The organism is Amycolatopsis thermalba, from assembly GCF_023376025.1.
Lineage (GTDB): Bacteria > Actinomycetota > Actinomycetes > Mycobacteriales > Pseudonocardiaceae > Amycolatopsis_E > Amycolatopsis_E thermalba.
Map to the genome: position 1 here is coordinate 3857021 of NZ_CP091196.1, position 16824 is coordinate 3873844.

The 16824-nt window shown below is 73.9% G+C and carries 14 protein-coding genes; 11 read left to right on the forward strand and 3 right to left on the reverse strand.

What is annotated here, in order from left to right:
- Positions 1–2 precede the first annotated feature (2 nt).
- The 3 genes from L1857_RS18600 to L1857_RS18610 are packed head-to-tail and all read left to right on the forward strand — an operon-like array spanning position 3 to position 3872.
- Positions 3–1013, forward strand: coding sequence for an ABC transporter permease (locus tag L1857_RS18600; protein ID WP_116110098.1), 1011 nt, complete (start codon positions 3–5; stop codon positions 1011–1013).
- A gap of 34 nt (positions 1014–1047) precedes the next feature.
- The gene (locus L1857_RS18605; protein ID WP_249465747.1) at positions 1048–2109 is read left to right on the forward strand and encodes an SDR family oxidoreductase; all 1062 of its coding nucleotides are present in this window, start codon (positions 1048–1050) and stop codon (positions 2107–2109) included.
- A 26-nt stretch (positions 2110–2135) separates the two neighbouring features.
- Positions 2136–3872 carry a flavin-containing monooxygenase gene (locus L1857_RS18610; protein ID WP_205413197.1) on the forward strand — a complete coding sequence of 579 codons (1737 nt, stop codon included), beginning with the start codon at positions 2136–2138 and terminating at the stop codon, positions 3870–3872.
- Between the two features lie 9 nt (positions 3873–3881).
- Here L1857_RS18610 and L1857_RS18615 read toward each other — a convergent pair whose 3' ends face one another.
- Positions 3882–4364: an Lrp/AsnC family transcriptional regulator gene (locus tag L1857_RS18615; protein ID WP_094005417.1), complete on the reverse strand. Its 483-nt coding sequence runs from the start codon at positions 4362–4364 to the stop codon at positions 3882–3884.
- 154 nt (positions 4365–4518) lie between these two features.
- Here L1857_RS18615 and L1857_RS18620 point away from each other — a divergent pair, with 154 nt between their 5' ends.
- A complete protein-coding gene (locus tag L1857_RS18620) occupies positions 4519–7953 on the forward strand; it encodes an indolepyruvate ferredoxin oxidoreductase family protein (RefSeq protein ID WP_249465750.1) in 3435 nt (1144 codons plus the stop codon).
- Between the two features lie 12 nt (positions 7954–7965).
- Here the strand turns inward: L1857_RS18620 and L1857_RS18625 are convergent, their stop codons facing one another.
- Complete coding sequence (locus L1857_RS18625; protein WP_116110094.1) at positions 7966–8742, reverse strand: alpha/beta fold hydrolase; 777 nt, start codon at positions 8740–8742, stop codon at positions 7966–7968.
- 166 nt (positions 8743–8908) lie between these two features.
- Between L1857_RS18625 and L1857_RS18630 the strand changes: the two genes are divergently transcribed.
- The 3 genes from L1857_RS18630 to L1857_RS18640 all read left to right on the forward strand — a co-directional run bounded on the left by L1857_RS18630 (position 8909) and on the right by L1857_RS18640 (position 10421).
- Positions 8909–9199 carry a hypothetical protein gene (locus L1857_RS18630; RefSeq protein ID WP_162831001.1) on the forward strand — a complete coding sequence of 97 codons (291 nt, stop codon included), beginning with the start codon at positions 8909–8911 and terminating at the stop codon, positions 9197–9199.
- Positions 9200–9212: 13 nt separating this feature from the next.
- A complete protein-coding gene (locus L1857_RS18635; protein WP_115944449.1) occupies positions 9213–9530 on the forward strand; it encodes a hypothetical protein in 318 nt (105 codons plus the stop codon).
- A 66-nt stretch (positions 9531–9596) separates the two neighbouring features.
- On the forward strand, positions 9597–10421 hold the full coding sequence (locus tag L1857_RS18640) for a thioesterase family protein (RefSeq protein WP_116110092.1): 825 nt from the start codon (positions 9597–9599) through the stop codon (positions 10419–10421).
- A 662-nt stretch (positions 10422–11083) separates the two neighbouring features.
- Here L1857_RS18640 and L1857_RS18645 read toward each other — a convergent pair.
- On the reverse strand, positions 11084–11740 hold the full coding sequence (locus L1857_RS18645; protein ID WP_094005424.1) for a winged helix-turn-helix domain-containing protein: 657 nt from the start codon (positions 11738–11740) through the stop codon (positions 11084–11086).
- Between the two features lie 118 nt (positions 11741–11858).
- Here L1857_RS18645 and L1857_RS18650 point away from each other — a divergent pair, with 118 nt between their 5' ends.
- From L1857_RS18650 to L1857_RS18665, 4 genes are read left to right on the forward strand one after another with little or no spacing between them, the layout of a single operon-like run.
- Positions 11859–12542, forward strand: coding sequence for a response regulator transcription factor (locus tag L1857_RS18650; protein WP_233157252.1), 684 nt, complete (start codon positions 11859–11861; stop codon positions 12540–12542).
- On the forward strand, positions 12539–13918 hold the full coding sequence (locus tag L1857_RS18655) for a sensor histidine kinase (protein ID WP_249465754.1): 1380 nt from the start codon (positions 12539–12541) through the stop codon (positions 13916–13918). Before L1857_RS18650 ends, L1857_RS18655 begins: the two co-directional genes overlap by 4 nt.
- A 6-nt stretch (positions 13919–13924) precedes the next feature.
- Entirely contained in the window at positions 13925–15862 is a 1938-nt protein-coding gene (locus L1857_RS18660) for a fibronectin type III domain-containing protein (protein WP_249465757.1), read from the forward strand.
- The gene (locus L1857_RS18665) at positions 15847–16824 is read left to right on the forward strand and encodes an AAA family ATPase (protein ID WP_249465760.1); all 978 of its coding nucleotides are present in this window, start codon (positions 15847–15849) and stop codon (positions 16822–16824) included. The genes L1857_RS18660 and L1857_RS18665 overlap by 16 nt, the downstream gene beginning before the upstream one ends.

Consider the following 16824-nt stretch of genomic DNA (forward strand, 5'->3'; position numbering starts at 1 on the left):
CGATGGAAACCACGTCACTGACCGAAGCCGTCCCGCGCGAGCGCCCGGACCCGCGGCGCAGGCCGCGCGGACGGGCCAGCGTGACCGACTGGCTGGGCGTGCTGTCCGCGTTGCTCGTGCTCGTCGTCGTGTTCGCGATCGCGGCGCCCTACTTCTTCACCGTGCCCAATCTGCTGGACATCGCCCGGCAGATCGCCGTCACCGCGATCCTCGGCGCGGGCCTGACCTTCGTCATCATCACCGCGGGCATCGACCTGTCGGTCGGCTCGGCCGTGGGCGTCACCGCGTTCGTGGCGGTGTCCCTGTCGCTGGGAGGCGTGCCGGCGCTGGTCGCGCTCCCGGTGGCGCTCGCGGCCGGCGTGGCCATCGGGCTCGTCAACGGCGCGCTCGTGGCCGGTCTCGGGCTGGCCCCGTTCATCGTGACCCTGGCCGCGCTCACCTACCTGCGGGGCGTGACCTACGTGGGCACCGACGGGACCACGCTGTTCTCCACCGACCTGAGCTACGCGACGCTGGGCAGCGGGGCAGTGCTGGGCATCCCGACTCCGGTGCTCGTCATGGTCGCGGTGTTCGCGATCGGCGGCTACCTGCTCAACCGCACGGTGTTCGGCCGGTGGGTGTTCGCCGTGGGCGGCAACCCGGAAGCGGCGCGGCTGGCCGGGATCCCGGTCCGGCGCGTGCTCGTGTGGGTGTACGTCCTGTCCGGACTGTGCGCGGCGATCGGCGGCGTGATCGCCTCGGCCCGCCTGCAGAGCTCGGTTCCCGACCTCGGCAGCGGCTACGAGCTGTCCGCCATCGCGGCCGTGGTGCTCGGCGGCACCTCGCTGATGGGCGGGCGCGGCTCGCTGACCGGAACCTTCCTCGGCGCCGCCATCATGGGTGTGCTGGTCAACGGCATGACGCTGCTCGACGTGTCGTCGTTCTACCAGCAGATCATCCAGGGGGCCGTCATCGTCGTCGCCGTGGCGCTGGACCGCCTGCGGTCCCGCCGCACCGGAGCGGGCCCGGCATGAGCCGGATCCACGAAACCACTGGGAGAGAACAACAGTGACAACTCGGACCACACTCGTCGTCGGTGCGCACGGCGTGATCGGCGGGGCGGTGGCGCAGCGGTTGCGCGACCACGACCGGCCGGTGGCGACGCTGGCGCGCCGCGGCCCGGTCACGCTCCCCGACGGCAGCGTGATCGACGACCACGTGCAGGTCGACCTGCTCGACCCCGCGGCCACCGCCGCCGCGCTGGCCGGCCGCGCGGACATCACGGAGGTCGTGTTCGCCGCCTACGTCGAGCGCGAGACCATGGCGGCCACCGTCGGCCCGAACGTCGCCATGCTGCGGAACCTCCTGGACGCGCTGCACGCGAGTGCGTCCGCCGTGCGGCACGTCGTGCTCATCGGCGGCGGCAAGTCCTACGGGGAGCACCTCGGCCACTACAAGACCCCGGCCAAGGAGAGCGATCCGCGCTTCCTCGGGCCGATCTTCTACAACGACCAGGAAGATCTGCTGTGGACGGACGCGGAACGGGCGGGGTACACCTGGACGGTGCTGCGGCCGGACGGGGTGCTGGGGGTCAGCCTCGGCTCGCCGATGAACCTCGTCACCGGGCTGGCCGTGTTCGCCGCGGTCAGCAAGCACCAGGGCGTGCCGCTGCGGTTCCCGGGCACGCCGCAGGCGTGGACCGCCCTGCACCAGGCCACCGACGCGCGGATCGTCGCCGGCGCCGTCGAGTGGGCCCTGGACAGCCCGGCCGCGCGCGGTGAGGTCTTCAACGTCACCAACGGCGACCACTTCCGCTGGCAGCACCTGTGGCCCGACATCGCCGGGTTCTTCGGGATGCCCGCGGCCCCGCCGCAGCCGATGCCGCTGGCCGAGCAGATGGCGGACAAGGGCGCCACCTGGGGCGCCCTGGCCGCCGCCCACGAGCTGCGGCCGCTGCCGTTGTCCGCGCTGGCGTCGTGGCCGTTCATCGACGGCTGGCTCGCCAACGGCGCCGACATGGTGCAGAGCACCATCAAGATCCGCCGCGCCGGGTTCACCGAGTGCATTGACACCCACGACAGCTTCCTGGACAACCTCGACCGGATGCGCGCCCTGCGCCTGATCCCGTGACCGCCCGCGACCCTCAGGAGACGATGATGACGACGCCCGGCCCGGAGACGATCGCCGCCAGCTGGCTCGACGAGTTCGGCAACCTGCTGACCCACGGGGCCGATCTGTCGCCGCTGTTCGCCGGCGAGTGCTACTGGCGCGATCTGGTGGCGTTCACCGACGACATCCACACGGTCGCGGGGGAGCGGGTGCCCGCCGAGCTGGCCGCCCGCCAGCCGGTCGCGAAGGCGTCCGGATTCCGGGTCGCGGCCGGCCGCACGCCGCCGCGGTTCGTGGAGCGCAACGGGATCCGCACCCTGGAGGCGATCTTCGAGTTCGAGGTCACCGCGGGCAGCGGCGCGGGCGTGGTGCGGCTGGTCGAGGAGCCCGGGCGCGGTCACGTGGCGCGGAACCTGCTGACCACGCTGGACCAGCTGGCCGGCTACCCGGAGCGGGTCGGCGAGAACCGGCCGGTCGGCCAGCGCGACTCGGCGAAGTTCGGGGGCCCGAACTGGCTCGACCGCCGGGAGGCGGCGCGCGCCTACGCCGATCACGAGCCGGACGTGCTCATCGTGGGCGGCGGGCAGAGCGGGCTGGCGCTCGCCGCGCGCCTGGGACAGCTCGACGTCGACACGCTGGTGGTCGACACCCACGAGCGCCCCGGCGACAACTGGCGCAAGCGCTACCACGCTCTCACGCTGCACAACGCGGTGTGGCTCAACGACCTGCCGTACCTGCCGTTCCCGCAGACCTGGCCGGTGTTCGTGCCCAAGGACAAGCTGGCCGGCTGGTTCGAGTCCTACGTGGACGCGATGGAGATCAACTTCTGGGGTGGCACCACCTTCGAGGGCGCCGCCTACTCCGCCGCGAGCGGCACCTGGGAGGCCCGGGTGCGGCGCGCCGGCGGCAGCACGCGCGTGCTGCGCCCGAAGCACGTCGTGATCGCGACCGGGGTGAGCGGCCTGCCGTTCGTCCCGGACCTGCCCGGCCTGGGCGAGTTCGCGGGGGAGGTGGTGCACTCCAGCGCCTACCAGGACGGGGCCGCCTACGCCGGCCGCCGCGTCATCGTCGTCGGCACCGGCAACAGCGGCCACGACGTGGCGCAGGACCTGCACGCCAACGGCGCGTCGGTGACCATGATCCAGCGCAACCCCACGACGGTGGTGAGCATCGAGCCGAGCGCCGCGCTGGCCGACGCCTCCTACCTGACCGCGCCGACGCTGGAGGACAGCGACCTGATCGGGCTGTCGGTGCCGTACCCGGATCTCGTCGTGGGCGCCAAGCAGCTCACGGCGCGGATGAAGGAGCTGGACCGGGACCTCGTCGCGGGGCTGAACCGGATCGGGTTCCGCACCGACTACGGCCACGACGAGACCGGGCAGCAGATGAAGTACATGCGCCGCGGCGGCGGGTACTACCTCAACGTCGGGTGCTCGGACCTGCTGATCTCCGGCGAGATCGGCCTGGTGCAGTGGGCGGACGCGGACCGGTTCACCCGCGAGGGCCTGCGCATGTCCGACGGCTCGGTGGTCGAGGCCGACCTCGTCGTGCTCGCCACCGGGTACCAGAGCCAGCAGGAGGGCCTGCGGCGCCTGATGGGGGACGAGGTCGCCGACACCGTGGGACCCATCTGGGGCTACGACGACGAGGGCGAGGTCCGCAACATGTGGCGGCACACCGCGCAGCCGGGGCTGTGGTTCACCGCGGGCAACTTCCAGATGTGCCGGACCTACTCCAAGGTGCTCGCCTTCCAGCTGCGGCGCAGCCTGGACCAGGCGGGGTGAGGCGAGCGGTCAGCTCCGCGGGGGCTCGGCCGGCGAGCCGGGCCAGTCCTGGCCGCGCGTCCACGAGTCCAGCACGATCAGCGTCTTCGTGCTGGTGATGCGGTGGCTGCGGCGCAGCTCGTCGACCGTGCGTTGCAGGTGCTGCACGTCGCGCACCCGCAGCCACACCAGGGCGTCGGGGTCGCCGGCGATGGTGAACACCGCCTGCGCCTCCGGCATCCGCGTGGTGGTCTGCACGATCTCGTCCACGTTGGTGGTGCCGAAGAACCGCAGCTCGGTGAAGGCCTCGATGCCCCAGCCGAGCTTGGCGTGGTCGACCTGCACGGTGAACCCGGTGATGACGCCGGTCTCCCGCAGGCGGTCGACGCGCCGCTTCACCGCGGCCGTGGACAGCGTGACGCGGGAGGCGATGTCGGACAGCGTCCGGCGGGCGTCCTCCCGCAGCAGGGCCAGGATCTCCCGGTCGGTCCCGTCGATCAGTTCGTCGGCCATGGCGCGTGATCGTACGCAACAGATGTGAGCCGGTGCACTCCTCGCCGGAGGATCTTTGCGTGCTGCGCCGAGCAGGACCGCTCGTTGTTGCGCCGCCGCACGTCGTTGGCTGAAGTGATCCACGTCCCAACCGGCGTGACGCGAAAGGCCCGGCATGACGACCTTCACCCTGGACGAGCGGTACGTGCGCGACTCGGGAACCGTCTACCTGACCGGCGTGCAGGCCCTGGTGCGGGTCGTGCTGGACCGCGTCCGGCTCGACCGGCGGGCCGGGACGGACCCGGCCGCCTTCGTCTCCGGCTACGAGGGCTCGCCGCTGGCCGGGTTCGACCTGGAGCTGGCGCGGCGCTCCGCGCTGCTGGACGAGCACGCGGTCGTGCACCGGCCCGGGCTCAACGAGGAGCTGGCCGCCACGTCGGTGATGGGCAGCCAGCTGGCCGCGAACCTCGGCGCGCTGCGCCCGGACGGCGTGACCGGCTGGTGGTACGGCAAGGCGCCGGGCCTGGACCGCGCCACGGACGCCCTCCGGCACGCCAACCTCGCCGGCACCCACCCGCGTGGTGGCGCGGTCGCGCTGGTCGGGGACGACCCGAACGCCAAGTCCTCGACCGTGCCTTGCGCGTCCGAGCACGCGCTGGCCGACCTGGCGATGCCGGTGTTCTTCCCGGCGGACTCCCAGGACGTCCTGGACCACGGGCGGCACGCGGTGGAGCTGTCCCGCGCCAGCGGGCTGTGGACGGCGATGAAGATCGTCGCGAACGTCGCCGACGCGGCCGCCACCGCGGTGGCCGGCCCGGCGTGGTCCGCGCCGGTGCTGCCCGAGAGCGCCTACGGCCACCGCCCGAGCGGCCGCCTGGTCGGCCCGGAACTGGCCACGCTGGAGCACAGCCTGCACCGGGTCCGGCTGCCGCTCGCCCTGGAGTACGTCCGGGCCAGTGGGGTCAACCGGATCCTGCGGTCCGGCCCCGGGGACCGGATCGGGATCGTCACCGCCGGGAAGTCCTATCTGGACGTGCGGCAGGCGCTGCGCACGCTCGGCCTGGACGACGACGCACTGGCCCGCTACGGCATCCGCCTGCTCAAGCTGGGCGTGATTTACCCGGTCGAACCGGGGATCGTCACCGAGTTCGCGCGCGGCCTCGACCGGATCGTCGTGGTGGAGGAGAAACGCGCGCTCGTCGAGCCTGCCGTCAAGGAGATCCTCTACGGCCACCCGGGCGCGCCGCGGGTGCACGGCAAGACCGGTCCGGACGGCCGGACGCTGTTCACCGAGCTGGGCGAGCTGGACCCGGACGGCATCGCCCAGGGCCTGGCCCGCGTGCTCGGTGACATCGAGCCGGTGCGGGCCTGGCGGGGTCGGCGCCGCCGGGAGCGGATCGCGGTGCCGCTGCTGGCCCGCACCCCCTACTTCTGTTCGGGCTGCCCGCACAGCTCCTCGACGAAGGTGCCCGAGGGCACGCTCGTGGGGGCCGGCATCGGCTGCCACACGATGGCGTTGTTCATGGAGCCCGAACAGGTCGGCGACGTCGTCGGCATCACGCAGATGGGCGGCGAGGGCGCCCAGTGGATCGGGATGGCGCCGTTCGTGGCGACGCGGCACCTGGTGCAGAACATCGGCGACGGGACCTTCACCCACTCGGGCAGCCTCGCCGTGCGGGCGGCGGTCGCGGCGGGCGTGAACATCACGTTCAAGCTGCTGCACAACTCGGCGGTGGCGATGACCGGCGGGCAGGACGCGGTCGGGGCGCTGCCGCTGGACAAGCTCGCCGCGCTGCTGCTCACCGAGGGCGCCGCCAGGGTCGTGATCACCTCCGACCAGCCGCGCCGGCTGCGCCGCCTGCGGTTCCCGCGCGGGGTGCAGGTGCGCTCCCGCGACGACCTGCTGCGCACCCAGGAGGAGCTGGCCGCCGTCCCGGGCGTCACGGTGCTCATCCACGACCAGGAGTGCGCGGCGGAGAAGCGGCGCAAGCGGCGGCGCGGCAAGCAGGAAACCCCGGCGACGAAGGTGTTCATCAACGAGCGGGTCTGCGAGGGCTGCGGGGACTGCGGGGTGAAGTCCAACTGCCTGTCCGTGCAGCCGGCCGACACCGAGTTCGGCCGCAAGACCCGCATCCACCAGGCTTCGTGCAACGTCGACTACTCGTGCCTGAAGGGCGACTGCCCGTCGTTCGTGACGGTGGTGCCCGGCGACCGCCCGCGGCGCCGCGAGCTGCCGCCGCTGGACGCGGCGGCCCTGCCCGAACCGGTGGCCGCGTCCGGTGACGTGGCGGTGCGGATCACCGGGATCGGCGGGACCGGCGTGGTGACCGTCGCGCAGATCCTGGCCACCGCCGCGGTGCTCGACGGGCGGCACGTGCGGACCCTCGACCAGACCGGGCTCGCGCAGAAGGGCGGCGCGGTGGTCTCCGACGTCAAGATCACCACCGGGCCGGTGGAGCAGGCGGCCAAGCTCGCCGCGGGGGAGTGCGACCTGTACCTGGCCTGCGATCCGCTCGTGGGCGCCGACCCCACGTACCTGGCGGTCGCCGACCCGGCCCGCACGGTCGCCGTGGTGTCCACTTCGGAGGTTCCCACCGGGCGGATGATCGCCGACACCGCGGTGTCCTTTCCGGACCGGTCGTCGATTCAGTCCGCTTTGGACGGTGCGACGGCCCGCGGTCACTACCTGGACGCGCGCGCGGCGGCCGAGGCCCTGTTCGGCGACGACCAGTTCGCCAACATCCTCCAGCTGGGCGCGGCGTACCAGACCGGCGCGCTGAACGTCAGCGCCGCGGCCATCGAGCGGGCCATCGAGATCAACGGCACCGCGGTGCCGGCCAACCTGCAGGCGTTCCGCCGCGGCCGCCAGCTGGTGGCCGACCCGGACGCGCTGGCCGCGCAGCCGGCCCCGGAGCCGGCCGTCGGTTCGGTGGATGCGGCCGCGGTCCGCCGGGTGCGGTCGCTGGTCCGCACCGAGGGCGGCGAGCTGGCGCGGCTGCTCGACGTGCGCGTGCCGGACCTGATCGCCTACCAGGACGAGGACTACGCGCGTGGCTACGCCGAGTTCGTCGAACAGGTCCGCGCCCGCGCCGGCGACGGCCCGGTCGCCGATGCGGTCGCCCGCAACCTCTACAAGCTCATGGCCTACAAGGACGAGTACGAGGTGGCGCGCCTGTCGCTCGACCCGGCGCTGGCCGCCGGGATCGAGGCGCAGTTCGGCCCCGGCGCCCGGTACGCGCTCCAGTTCCACCCGCCGGTGCTGCGCGCGATGGGGCTGAACCGCAAGATCGGGCTCGGCCCGTGGGCGCGGCCGGTGCTGCGGCTGCTGCGGGCCGGACGGCGCCTGCGCGGCACCCGGTTCGACGTGTTCGGCCACGCCGAGGTGCGGCGCGTGGAACGGCAGCTGATCACCGACTACCGCGCGGCGATCACCCGCGCGCTGGCCGGCCGGGCGCCCGAGCCGGTGCTGCTCGAACTCGCCGAGCTGCCGGACGTGGTGCGCGGCTACGAGGAGGTCAAGCTCGCCGGGGTTGCCGAGTACCGCCGCCGCCAGGCGGAGCTGCTGGAGCGGATCGACCACGCGGGCACCGGCCGCACCCCGGTGGCCTGAGCGGCGGCCGGGTCAGGCCGGCCGCGCGAGGAAATCCGCCACCAGGTCGCTCGCCTCGGGGCGGCACTCCTCGAAGTAGGCGTGCCGCGCTCCCGGGAACACGTGCACCCGCGCGCCGGGGATGCGTTGCGCGATCAGGGTGGCGTTCACGGCGGGGGTGAGCTGGTCGTCCTCGCCGTGCAGGACCAGCGTCGGCGCGGTGATGCGCGGCAGCGCGTCCCACGCGTCGTGCTCGTTGCTCGCCCGCAGGTGGTGCTTGCGGGCGTGCGCGGGCATCGACGCATCGCCCAGCGTGCGGTACGGCCCGGGGTGCGCCGCGCGCCAGCCCGGCGTGTACATCAGGTCGGCCAGCGTCTCCGCGGCGTCCGGCCGGAGCAGCGCCCGGCGCACCTCCGCCGAGCGCTCGACGGCGTGCTGCCCGCCCGGCGAGGCGCAGCCCAGCACCAGCCGGTCCACCCGCTCCGGGTGCCGGATCGCCAGCCACTGCGCGACCCGCCCGCCCATGGAGGTGCCGTACACGTCCGCCCGCTCGATGCCGAGCCCGTCCAGGACCGCGACGACGTCGTCGGCGAACAACCGGGTGGAGTAGGGCGCGTCGGGTTTCCCGCTCGCCCCGGTGCCGCGGTAGTCCATGGTGATCGTGCTGTGGGCCGGGTGGAAGTCGCCGCGGGTGGAGTCCCACCAGGTGTGGTCGTTGGCCTGGCCCGCCAGCAGCACGAGGGGACGCCCCGTGCCCTGCCGCTGGACCGCGAGCGCGGTTCCGTCCGCCGCGATCACCTGGTCGGTCATGACTCTCCGTTCTCCCGTGGTCGTACCCCCAGTCTCTCACCGGATCGAATGGGGTGACGCTCCTTGCGGCCGCTGTCACAGCCGTGGTGCGATCACGGTGTCCGAAGAGGACCGGCGATGGGGGAGGACCATGGCGCGTGCCCGGCGGTTTCCGCGTGTTGTCCCAGTGGCTGCCGTGCTCGTCCTGTCGGCGCTGGTTCCCGGCGTGGCGGACGCCGGCACCGCGGAGGTCGCGCCCGGGTGCGTCCGCCTCGACCAGTGGGAGACGCAGGACGTCAGCGACAAGGAGTGGAACTCGTGGGCGCGGATGACCAACCACTGCGACCGGACCTTCACGGTGCGGATGATCTGGTCGTGGGCGCGGGACGGCGAGTGCCGGATCCTCGACCCGGGCACCTCGTGGACCGAAGGCCGCCTCGGGCCGCACCCCTCGGTTTCGGAGTTGCGGCGCTGCTGAAGAGAGTCAGCTCGTGAGACACCGGCGATGGGCGGTCGTGCTGGCCGCCACGGCGGGATGGGCGACCGCGGCCACCACGGCCGAAGCCGCCCAGCTCACCCCCGCGGAAGCCGCCCCGGCGTGCTTCTCGCTGCGCCAGTGGGACGACTGGACGATCACCGGGTTCCGGTCCCACGCCGAGGTGAAGAACAACTGCCCGCGGGCCTACCGGGTGCGGCTGATCTGGGACGACGACTTCGACGGATCGTGCAGGTCCATCCTGCCCGGCACGGGTTTCACCGAATGGCGCGTGGGCAAGATGCCCTCGGTGGAGGAGATCCGGCTCTGCTAGGGGCCTCCGCGCGGTCTCGTGTCATGCTGTCTGCCGGACAGCCGCCACGACCGAACGGATGCGAGAGTGACCGACCACGCCACCACCACCTTCGACGGCGTCAGCCGGGTCGAGGAGATCGCGCCGGGCCGCTTCGCGGCGCAGGCGCATCCGGACTGGACCATCGGCGGCAAGCCCAACGGCGGCTACCTGCTGGCGATGCTCGGGCGCGCCGCCACCCACTCCGCGTCCCACCGGGACGTGCTCGCGGCCAGCGCGCACTACCTGCGCGCGCCGGAACCGGGTCCGGTGGAGGCGGCCGTGGAGGTGTTGCGGACCGGCCGCTCGGCGAGCCAGGTGCGGGCGCGCCTCACCCAGGGCGACCAGCCGTGCGTGGAGGCGATGTTCACCCTCGGCACGCTCGACGCGGAGTCGAAGCCGTACTGGAGCGAGGGCATGCCCGAGCCGGAGGGGCGCGAGTATGCCGAGTGCGTGCCGGTCACCGGCCCGGCCGGGGGCGGCCCGGGGCCGGCGATCATGGACCAGGTCGACCTGCGCATCCAGCCCGAGGACCTCGGCTTCGGCCGGGGCGCCCCGAGCGGGGCCGGCGTGCTGCGCGGCTGGCTGGGCCTGCCCGGCGGCGCGGACTTCGCCCCGCTGGCCCTGCTCTACGCCGTGGACGCGTTCCCGCCCGCGACGCTGGACATCGCGCTCACCGGCTGGGTGCCGACGCTGGAGCTGACCGCCTACGTGCGCGCGCTGCCGGCCGCGGGCCCGGTGCGGGTGCTGCACCAGGCGCGGCTGATCGAGGACAACCGCGTGGACGAGGTCTGTTTCGTGTGGGACAGCCGGGGCCGTCTGGTGGCGCAGGCGACTCAGCTGGCGGGTATCCGCCTGGACCCGCCTGCCTGAGTGTGGGTGCGGTGATCCGCCTGGCCTCGCGAGCGCCGTTGGTGAGCATGTTTGTGGTGCAGCCGGGGCCGTCTGGCGGGTATCCGCCTGGACCCGCCTGCCTGACTGTCCGTTTCCGGCCACCGCCCTGGCCCGGGCGAGCCGGACGGGCACACAATCGCCGGGTGTCCGCGAACCCGGCCGGAGGTGGCCCCGTGACGACCGATCCCGCCCTGCTGGGCGCGGTGCTGCACCGTTACCGCGTCTCCCATCTGCGACTGGTGCCGGTCGCCGCGGCCGCGCTGGTCGTCGCCGTGGTCGTGGGCGCCGGCACCGTGCTGATGATGCGCTCCGGCTACTCCTACCGGTACACCACCAGTATCAGCTTCGGCATCGTCGTGACCGCATTGGCCGCGCTGCTCGCGCTGTTCTTCGCCGGGCGCCTGATCCGGCGGGGGCCGTCCGAGACGTTCGAGGTGCGCGCCGCGGGCCTGGCCGTGGCACGCGGTCACCGCGGTCACGCCGTTCCGCCCGCACCGCAGCACCGTCCTGACCCGCCTGCTCATCCGCGACTACAGCTGCGTCGTCACCTTCGCCGACGGCGCGAAGATCCGGTTCACCGGCGGCCTGGACGGGCACGAGCTGCTGGAGCACACGATCCGGAGCAACTCCACAGTGGACCCTCAAGCGCCGAGGAGGTAGCCCACGCCGCGCACGGTGTGCAGCACCGGTGGCGGCCCGAGCTTGCCGCGCAGCCCCGCGATCAGCACGTCGAGCACGTTCGAGGCGGGCGGCACGAACTCGTCCCACGCCGCGGCGATCAGCTCGGCCCGGCGGACCGGCCGCCCGCCCGCGGCGACCAGCCGCTCCAGCACCACGAACTCCTTCGCGGTCAGGGTGAGCAGGGTGCCGGCCCGCCGCGCCTCGTGCCGTCCGGCGTCCAGCTCGACGTCCCCGTGCCGCAGCACCGGGGCGGGCGGCGCCGCGCCGCGGCGGCACAGGCTGCGCACCCGCACCACCAGCTCGGCCATCGCGAACGGCTTGACGAGGTAGTCGTCACCGTGGGCGAGCCCGGCGATCCGGTCGCCGACGGTGTCCCGCGCGGTCAGGAACAGCACCGGCACCGGCCAGCCGCGCCGCCGCAGCCCCGCCACGTACCCCAGGGCGTCCCCCGAGGGCAGCATGCGGTCGAACACCGTGCAGTCGTAGGAGTTGACGCTCACCGCCTCGTCCGCCGCGGGCAGGTCGGCGGCCACGTCCACCGCGAACCCGGACCCCCGCAGCGAGGCCTCGACGGCCACCCGGAGGTTCTCGTCGTCCTCGGTGACCAGCACACGCACCCCGCCACGGTATCGCCTCACCACGGCCGGTTCCTGCCAATACCCGCAAACCGGGCGAACGAGATCCGGGGGCACGCTAAGCTTCCGTGCACACGCTCCCCGTGATGAAGGATCCGCCGTGTCCGCACCTGTGACGACCCAGCCCCGGGTGCTGGTGGTCGAGGACGACGAGGACCTGCGGGTCGCGGTGACCGCGGAACTGTCCGCCGCCGGTCTCCGGCTGGACGCCGCCGCGAGCCTCGCCGAGGCCTCGGCCGCCCTCGCCGCGGCCGGGCACGCCTGCGTGGTGTTCGACCGGATGCTGCCCGACGGCGACGCGATCGGCTACGTGCACCGGCGGCGGCTGGCCGGATGGGCGGTGCCGGTGCTGTTCCTCACCGCGCGCGACACGGTGCAGGACCGCATCGCCGGCTTCGAGCACGGCGGCGACGACTACCTGGTCAAACCGTTCGCCCCGGCCGAGCTGGCCGCCCGGGTGCTCGCGTTGTGCCGCCGGTCCGGCAGCGGGCGGCCGTCGGTGCTCCGGCACGGCGGCCTGGAGGTCGATTGCGCCCGCCGCGAGGTGCGCCGCGATGGCGTCCTGGTCACGGTGTCCGGCAAGGAGTTCGCCGTGCTGGAGTACCTGATGGCGCGGCCGGATCAGGCGGTGCGGCGGGAGGAGCTGATCGAGCACTGCTGGGACTCGAGCACCGACCCGATGTCGAACGTGGTGGACGTGGTGGTGCGGCGGCTGCGGGGGAAGCTGGGCGAACCGGACCCGGTGCAGACCGTGCGCGGCGTCGGCTACCGGATGGCGCCGTGAGCGGCCCGCGTCCCGGTTCGGCGGCCGAGCGGCTGCGGCGCCTGCGGTGGGTGCTCACCGGCCTGTTCACCGCCCTGAACGCGGTCGGCCTGCTGGTGTTCGCCGTGCTCGTGGTGCAGGCCGACAAGGACCGGGGCGAGCAGGCGCTGGACGGGGAGCTGCGCCGCGTCACCTCCACCATGTCCCGGGTGCTGCAGTACGACGACGCGCTGGTCACGGCGTTCCTCGCGGAGGACGAGCTGAGCACCAAGTGCCCCCAGTTCGCGGTGCTGCCCAGCGGCGTCGAGCGGTTCGACCCGTTCTTCAGCCAGCGCGTCTGCGTGCCGGTGGACAACGCGGTGCTGGGTGGCCTGGCCCAGCGCGCCGCGCAGTCCGGCACCCTGCTGAAGGGCAACGTGCGTGCCACGGACGGTCGTCTGGTCCGGATCGGCGCGGAACCCTTCCGCAACCCCAGGGGCCAGTACGTCGGCGCCGTGGTCGCGGTCATGGACGCCGAACCGGAGCAGTCGCGGCACGAGCAGATGGTGCTGATGGTGATCGGCGGGTGCGTGCTGCTGCTGGCCGCGGTCGGGGTGGCCGGGCACCTGCTGTCCGGGCGCGCGATCCGCCCCGCGACCGCCGCGCTGGAGCAGCAGGAGGTGCTGCTCGCCGAGACCGCCCACGACCTGCGCACCCCGGTCGCGGCGCTGCGGGCGCTGGCCGAGACCGCGACCCGGCACCCCGACCAGGGCGCCGAGCTGCTGCCGCGCACGGTGCGCCTGGCCGGGCGGATGGGCAGCATCATCGACGGCCTGCTGGTGCGGGCGCGGCTCGCGGCCGGGGTGGAGCGGCTGGCGATCCAGCCGGTGTGGCTGGACCAGCTGGTGACGGGCGTGGTCGCGGAGACCCCGGCCGAGGACGCCCAGATCACCGTGACCGCCGCGCCGACCCGGGTCGACGCGGATCCCGCGCTCGTCCAGCGCGCCATCAGCAACCTGCTGGACAACGCGATCCGCTACGGCAGGCAGCCGGGCGCGCAGGCGCAGGTGCACATCACCGTCGCCGGCGGCCGGGTCACCGTGGCCGACCACGGCCCCGGGATCGACCCGGCGGTGGCCGCGGACAACTTCGACCGCTTCAGCAGCGGCGGCGGTTCCAGCGGGCTCGGGCTGTCGATCGTGCGCTGGGTCGCGCAGGCGCACGGCGGTGTGCTCCGCGTGTACAACGCCGAGGAGGGCGGCGCCATCTTCGAACTGGTGCTGCCGCTCAGCGACGCCGCCCACCCCGGTTTCGGCCGGCCCGGCTCCGGTCAGCCCGGTTTCGGCCAGCCCGGTTTCGGTCAGCCCGGTTTCGGTCAGCCCGGGGTCCCGTCCTGGTTCAGCGAGCATCGGGGGTAGATCCGCATGGACGAGCGAGCTTCCCGGTCCGGCCTGCGCCGCCGCCTGCCGACGGCGCTGCTGGTGGCGGTCGTGGTCGCCGGGGTCGCGGTCGCGGTGTCGGCCGCGGGCCGGCCGCTGCCCGGGCTGAACCTGGCGCAGGGCGGGCACTGGATCGCCTTCCCCGGCCTGGACCGGGTCTTCCACATCAACGGCTCGGCCCGCACCGTGGACGCCTCCGCGGAGGTACCGGGCCTGGAGCCGGGCAGCCAGGTCGTGCAGGGCGAGACGAGCGGGTACGTGGTGGGGCGCTCGCGGATCTACGAGTTCGGCAAGTCCGATCTCAGCGTGGAGCGCAGCTACGTCCCGCCCACCGGCGAGGTGCCGGTGGCGATCGAAACCCCGGGCGGCCCCTACCTGGTCTACCGCGAGGCCGGCCGGGTGGTGCGGCTCGGCGACGGGGCGGTGACCATCCCGGCGGGCGGCGTGCTCGGCGACCCGGTCGCCACCCCGGACGGCACGGTGTGGTTGCACCGCCTGGATTCCGGGGTGCTGTGCCGGCTGCCGCGCGACGCGGAGCAGGTGTCCTGCCCGGTCGCCGCGCCCGCCGGGCACACCGGCGGGCTGACGGTGGTCGGCCGGGACGCCGCGTTCGTCGACACCACGTCGGACGTGCTGCGCCCGGTGACCGGGGACGGGTTCGGCGAGCCGGTGCCGGCGCGGATGGACCTGCCGCCCAACGCCCGGATCGCCCCGGCGGACGCGGACGGCCGGGTGGCCGTGCTCGACCCGGCGACCCGGCGCCTGCACCTGGTCGACTCGGCCGGCCTGGACGAGCGGCGGGCGCCCGCGGCGCCGATCAGCCTGGCGCTGGCCGACGGCGATTACGCCGGGCCGACGGTCAGCGGATCGTCGGTGGTGCTGCTCGACCTGACCCGGAGCGCGGTGCTGACCTACAGCAGCCAGGGCGATCCGAAGCGGACGATGCCGGTGCCGCCGGAGGCCGGCGAACCGCGGCTGGCGCGCGGCGAGGACGCCCGCGTGTACGTGGACGGCGCCGAGGGACGGCACGTGCTCGTGGTCGACCACGACGGCGCGGTGAACCAGGTGCCGGTGGTCGGTGCGCAGCGGCCGGACGAGCCGGGCGCGCCGGTGGCCCCGCCGCCGGAGGCGCCCGTCACCCAGCCCCAGGACCGGCCCCAGGACCGGCCCCAGAACGGGCCCCAGAACGGGCCCCAGCCCGGGCCCAGCGTCGAGAACCGGCCGCCGACCGGACCGCAGGGCGGGACCGGGGGCAGGCCGGGGGGCCAGGGCGGGACTCCGCCGCCGTCGTCCTCCCGCGTCACGCCTCCACCCGCGCCGCCGCCGTCCCCGCCGCCCGCGGTGCCGGCGAGCCCGCCGGGCGTGCCGCCCGGGCTGCGGGCCACCGTGCAGGGGGAGAACGTGCAGCTCACCTGGGGCGCGGCGCCACCCAACGGCGCGGCCGTCACCGCTTACCGGATCTCGTGGCAGCCGGCCTCCGGCGCGGGCGGGTCGATGACCCGGCCGGGCAGCGCGCGGTCGGCCACGCTGAGCGGGCTGCGGCAGGGCGTCACCTACACCGTCACGGTGGTGGCCGAGAACAGCGCCGGCCGTGGGGCGCCCGCGACGGTCCAGACCATGGTGCCGGTGCAGCGGACCCCGCAGATCACGATCCGGCGGGGCGAGGACACGACCTACGACGGGTGCGAGGCGCCGGACTGCGCTTTCATGCACGTGGAGATGACCGGGTTCGACCCGAACACCAGGTACGAGGTCGAGGTCTTCTCCGACAACCCCGGCTACTCCAACCCGGGCCGGGGCGTCCGGACCGACGCCGAGGGCAACGAGGTCTTCGAGGACTTCCCCTTCGAGAGCGTCGGCTACCGCGTGTGGGTCGAAGTCAACGGTGTCCGTTCCAACCAGTACGTATGGCCGGGGGGATAGTGAAGAGCGCAACACGGGCGGGCGAGGTCGCCGGGCTGATCGCGACCAACGTGCAGCAGGTGATCCGCGGCAAGCCGGAGCTGGTGCGGCTGGCGGTGGCCGCGCTGCTGGCCGAGGGGCACCTGCTGATCGAGGACGTGCCCGGCCTGGGCAAGACGACGCTGGCGCGGTGCCTGGCGCGCAGCATCGGCGGGAAGTGGAGCCGCATCCAGTTCACGCCGGATCTGCTGCCGGGCGACATCACCGGCGTCAGCGTGTTCCACCAGAAGGACGAGGAGTTCGGATTCCACCCGGGCGCGGTGTTCGCGAACATCGTGGTGGCCGACGAGATCAACCGCGGCACCCCGAAGACCCAGTCCGCGCTGCTGGAGGTCATGTCCGAGCGGCGGGTCACCGTGGACGGGGTGGCGCACCAGGTGCCGCGGCCGTTCCTGGTGGTGGCCACGCAGAACCCGATCGAGATGGAAGGCACCTACCGGCTGCCCGAGGCCCAGCTCGACCGGTTCCTCATGCGGCTGTCGGTCGGCTACCCGGACGTGGCCTCCGAGGTGCTGGTGATCATGAGCGAGTGCGCCGGGGTCACCGCGGACGACCTGCCCACGGTGGTCGACATCGGCGTGCTGCGCCAGGCCATCGCGGAGGTGCGCGGGTCGCACCTGGACCGGGCGGTGGTCGAGTACGCGGCCCGGCTCGCCGCCGCGACCCGCGAGCACGCCGCGGTGCGGTTCGGCGCGAGCCCGCGCGGCAGCATCGCCCTGGTGCGGACCGCGCAGGCGCTGGCCGCCACCGACGGGCGCACGTTCGTCACCCCCGACGACGTCAAGGACGTGGCCGTGCCGGTGCTGGCGCACCGCCTGATCCTCACCGCGGACGCCGAGCTGAACGGCCGCGGCACGGCCGAGATCGTCACCGAGGTCCTGGCCGCCACCCCGGCGCCGGCGATCGGCGCGGCCCGGCGGTGA

Excerpts from the sequence above, each read along its gene's own strand:
- L1857_RS18600 (WP_116110098.1), top strand. The coding sequence starts at position 3 with ATGGAAACCACGTCACTGACCGAAGCCGTCCCGCGCGAGCGCCCGGAC.
- L1857_RS18610 (WP_205413197.1), top strand. The coding sequence starts at position 2,136 with ATGACGACGCCCGGCCCGGAGACGATCGCCGCCAGCTGGCTCGACGAG.
- L1857_RS18615 (WP_094005417.1), bottom strand. The coding sequence starts at position 4,364 with ATGGCCGACGAACTGATCGACGGGACCGACCGGGAGATCCTGGCCCTG.
- L1857_RS18620 (WP_249465750.1), top strand. The coding sequence starts at position 4,519 with ATGACGACCTTCACCCTGGACGAGCGGTACGTGCGCGACTCGGGAACC.
- L1857_RS18625 (WP_116110094.1), bottom strand. The coding sequence starts at position 8,742 with ATGACCGACCAGGTGATCGCGGCGGACGGAACCGCGCTCGCGGTCCAG.
- L1857_RS18660 (WP_249465757.1), top strand. The coding sequence starts at position 13,925 with ATGGACGAGCGAGCTTCCCGGTCCGGCCTGCGCCGCCGCCTGCCGACG.
- L1857_RS18665 (WP_249465760.1), top strand. The coding sequence starts at position 15,847 with ATGGCCGGGGGGATAGTGAAGAGCGCAACACGGGCGGGCGAGGTCGCC.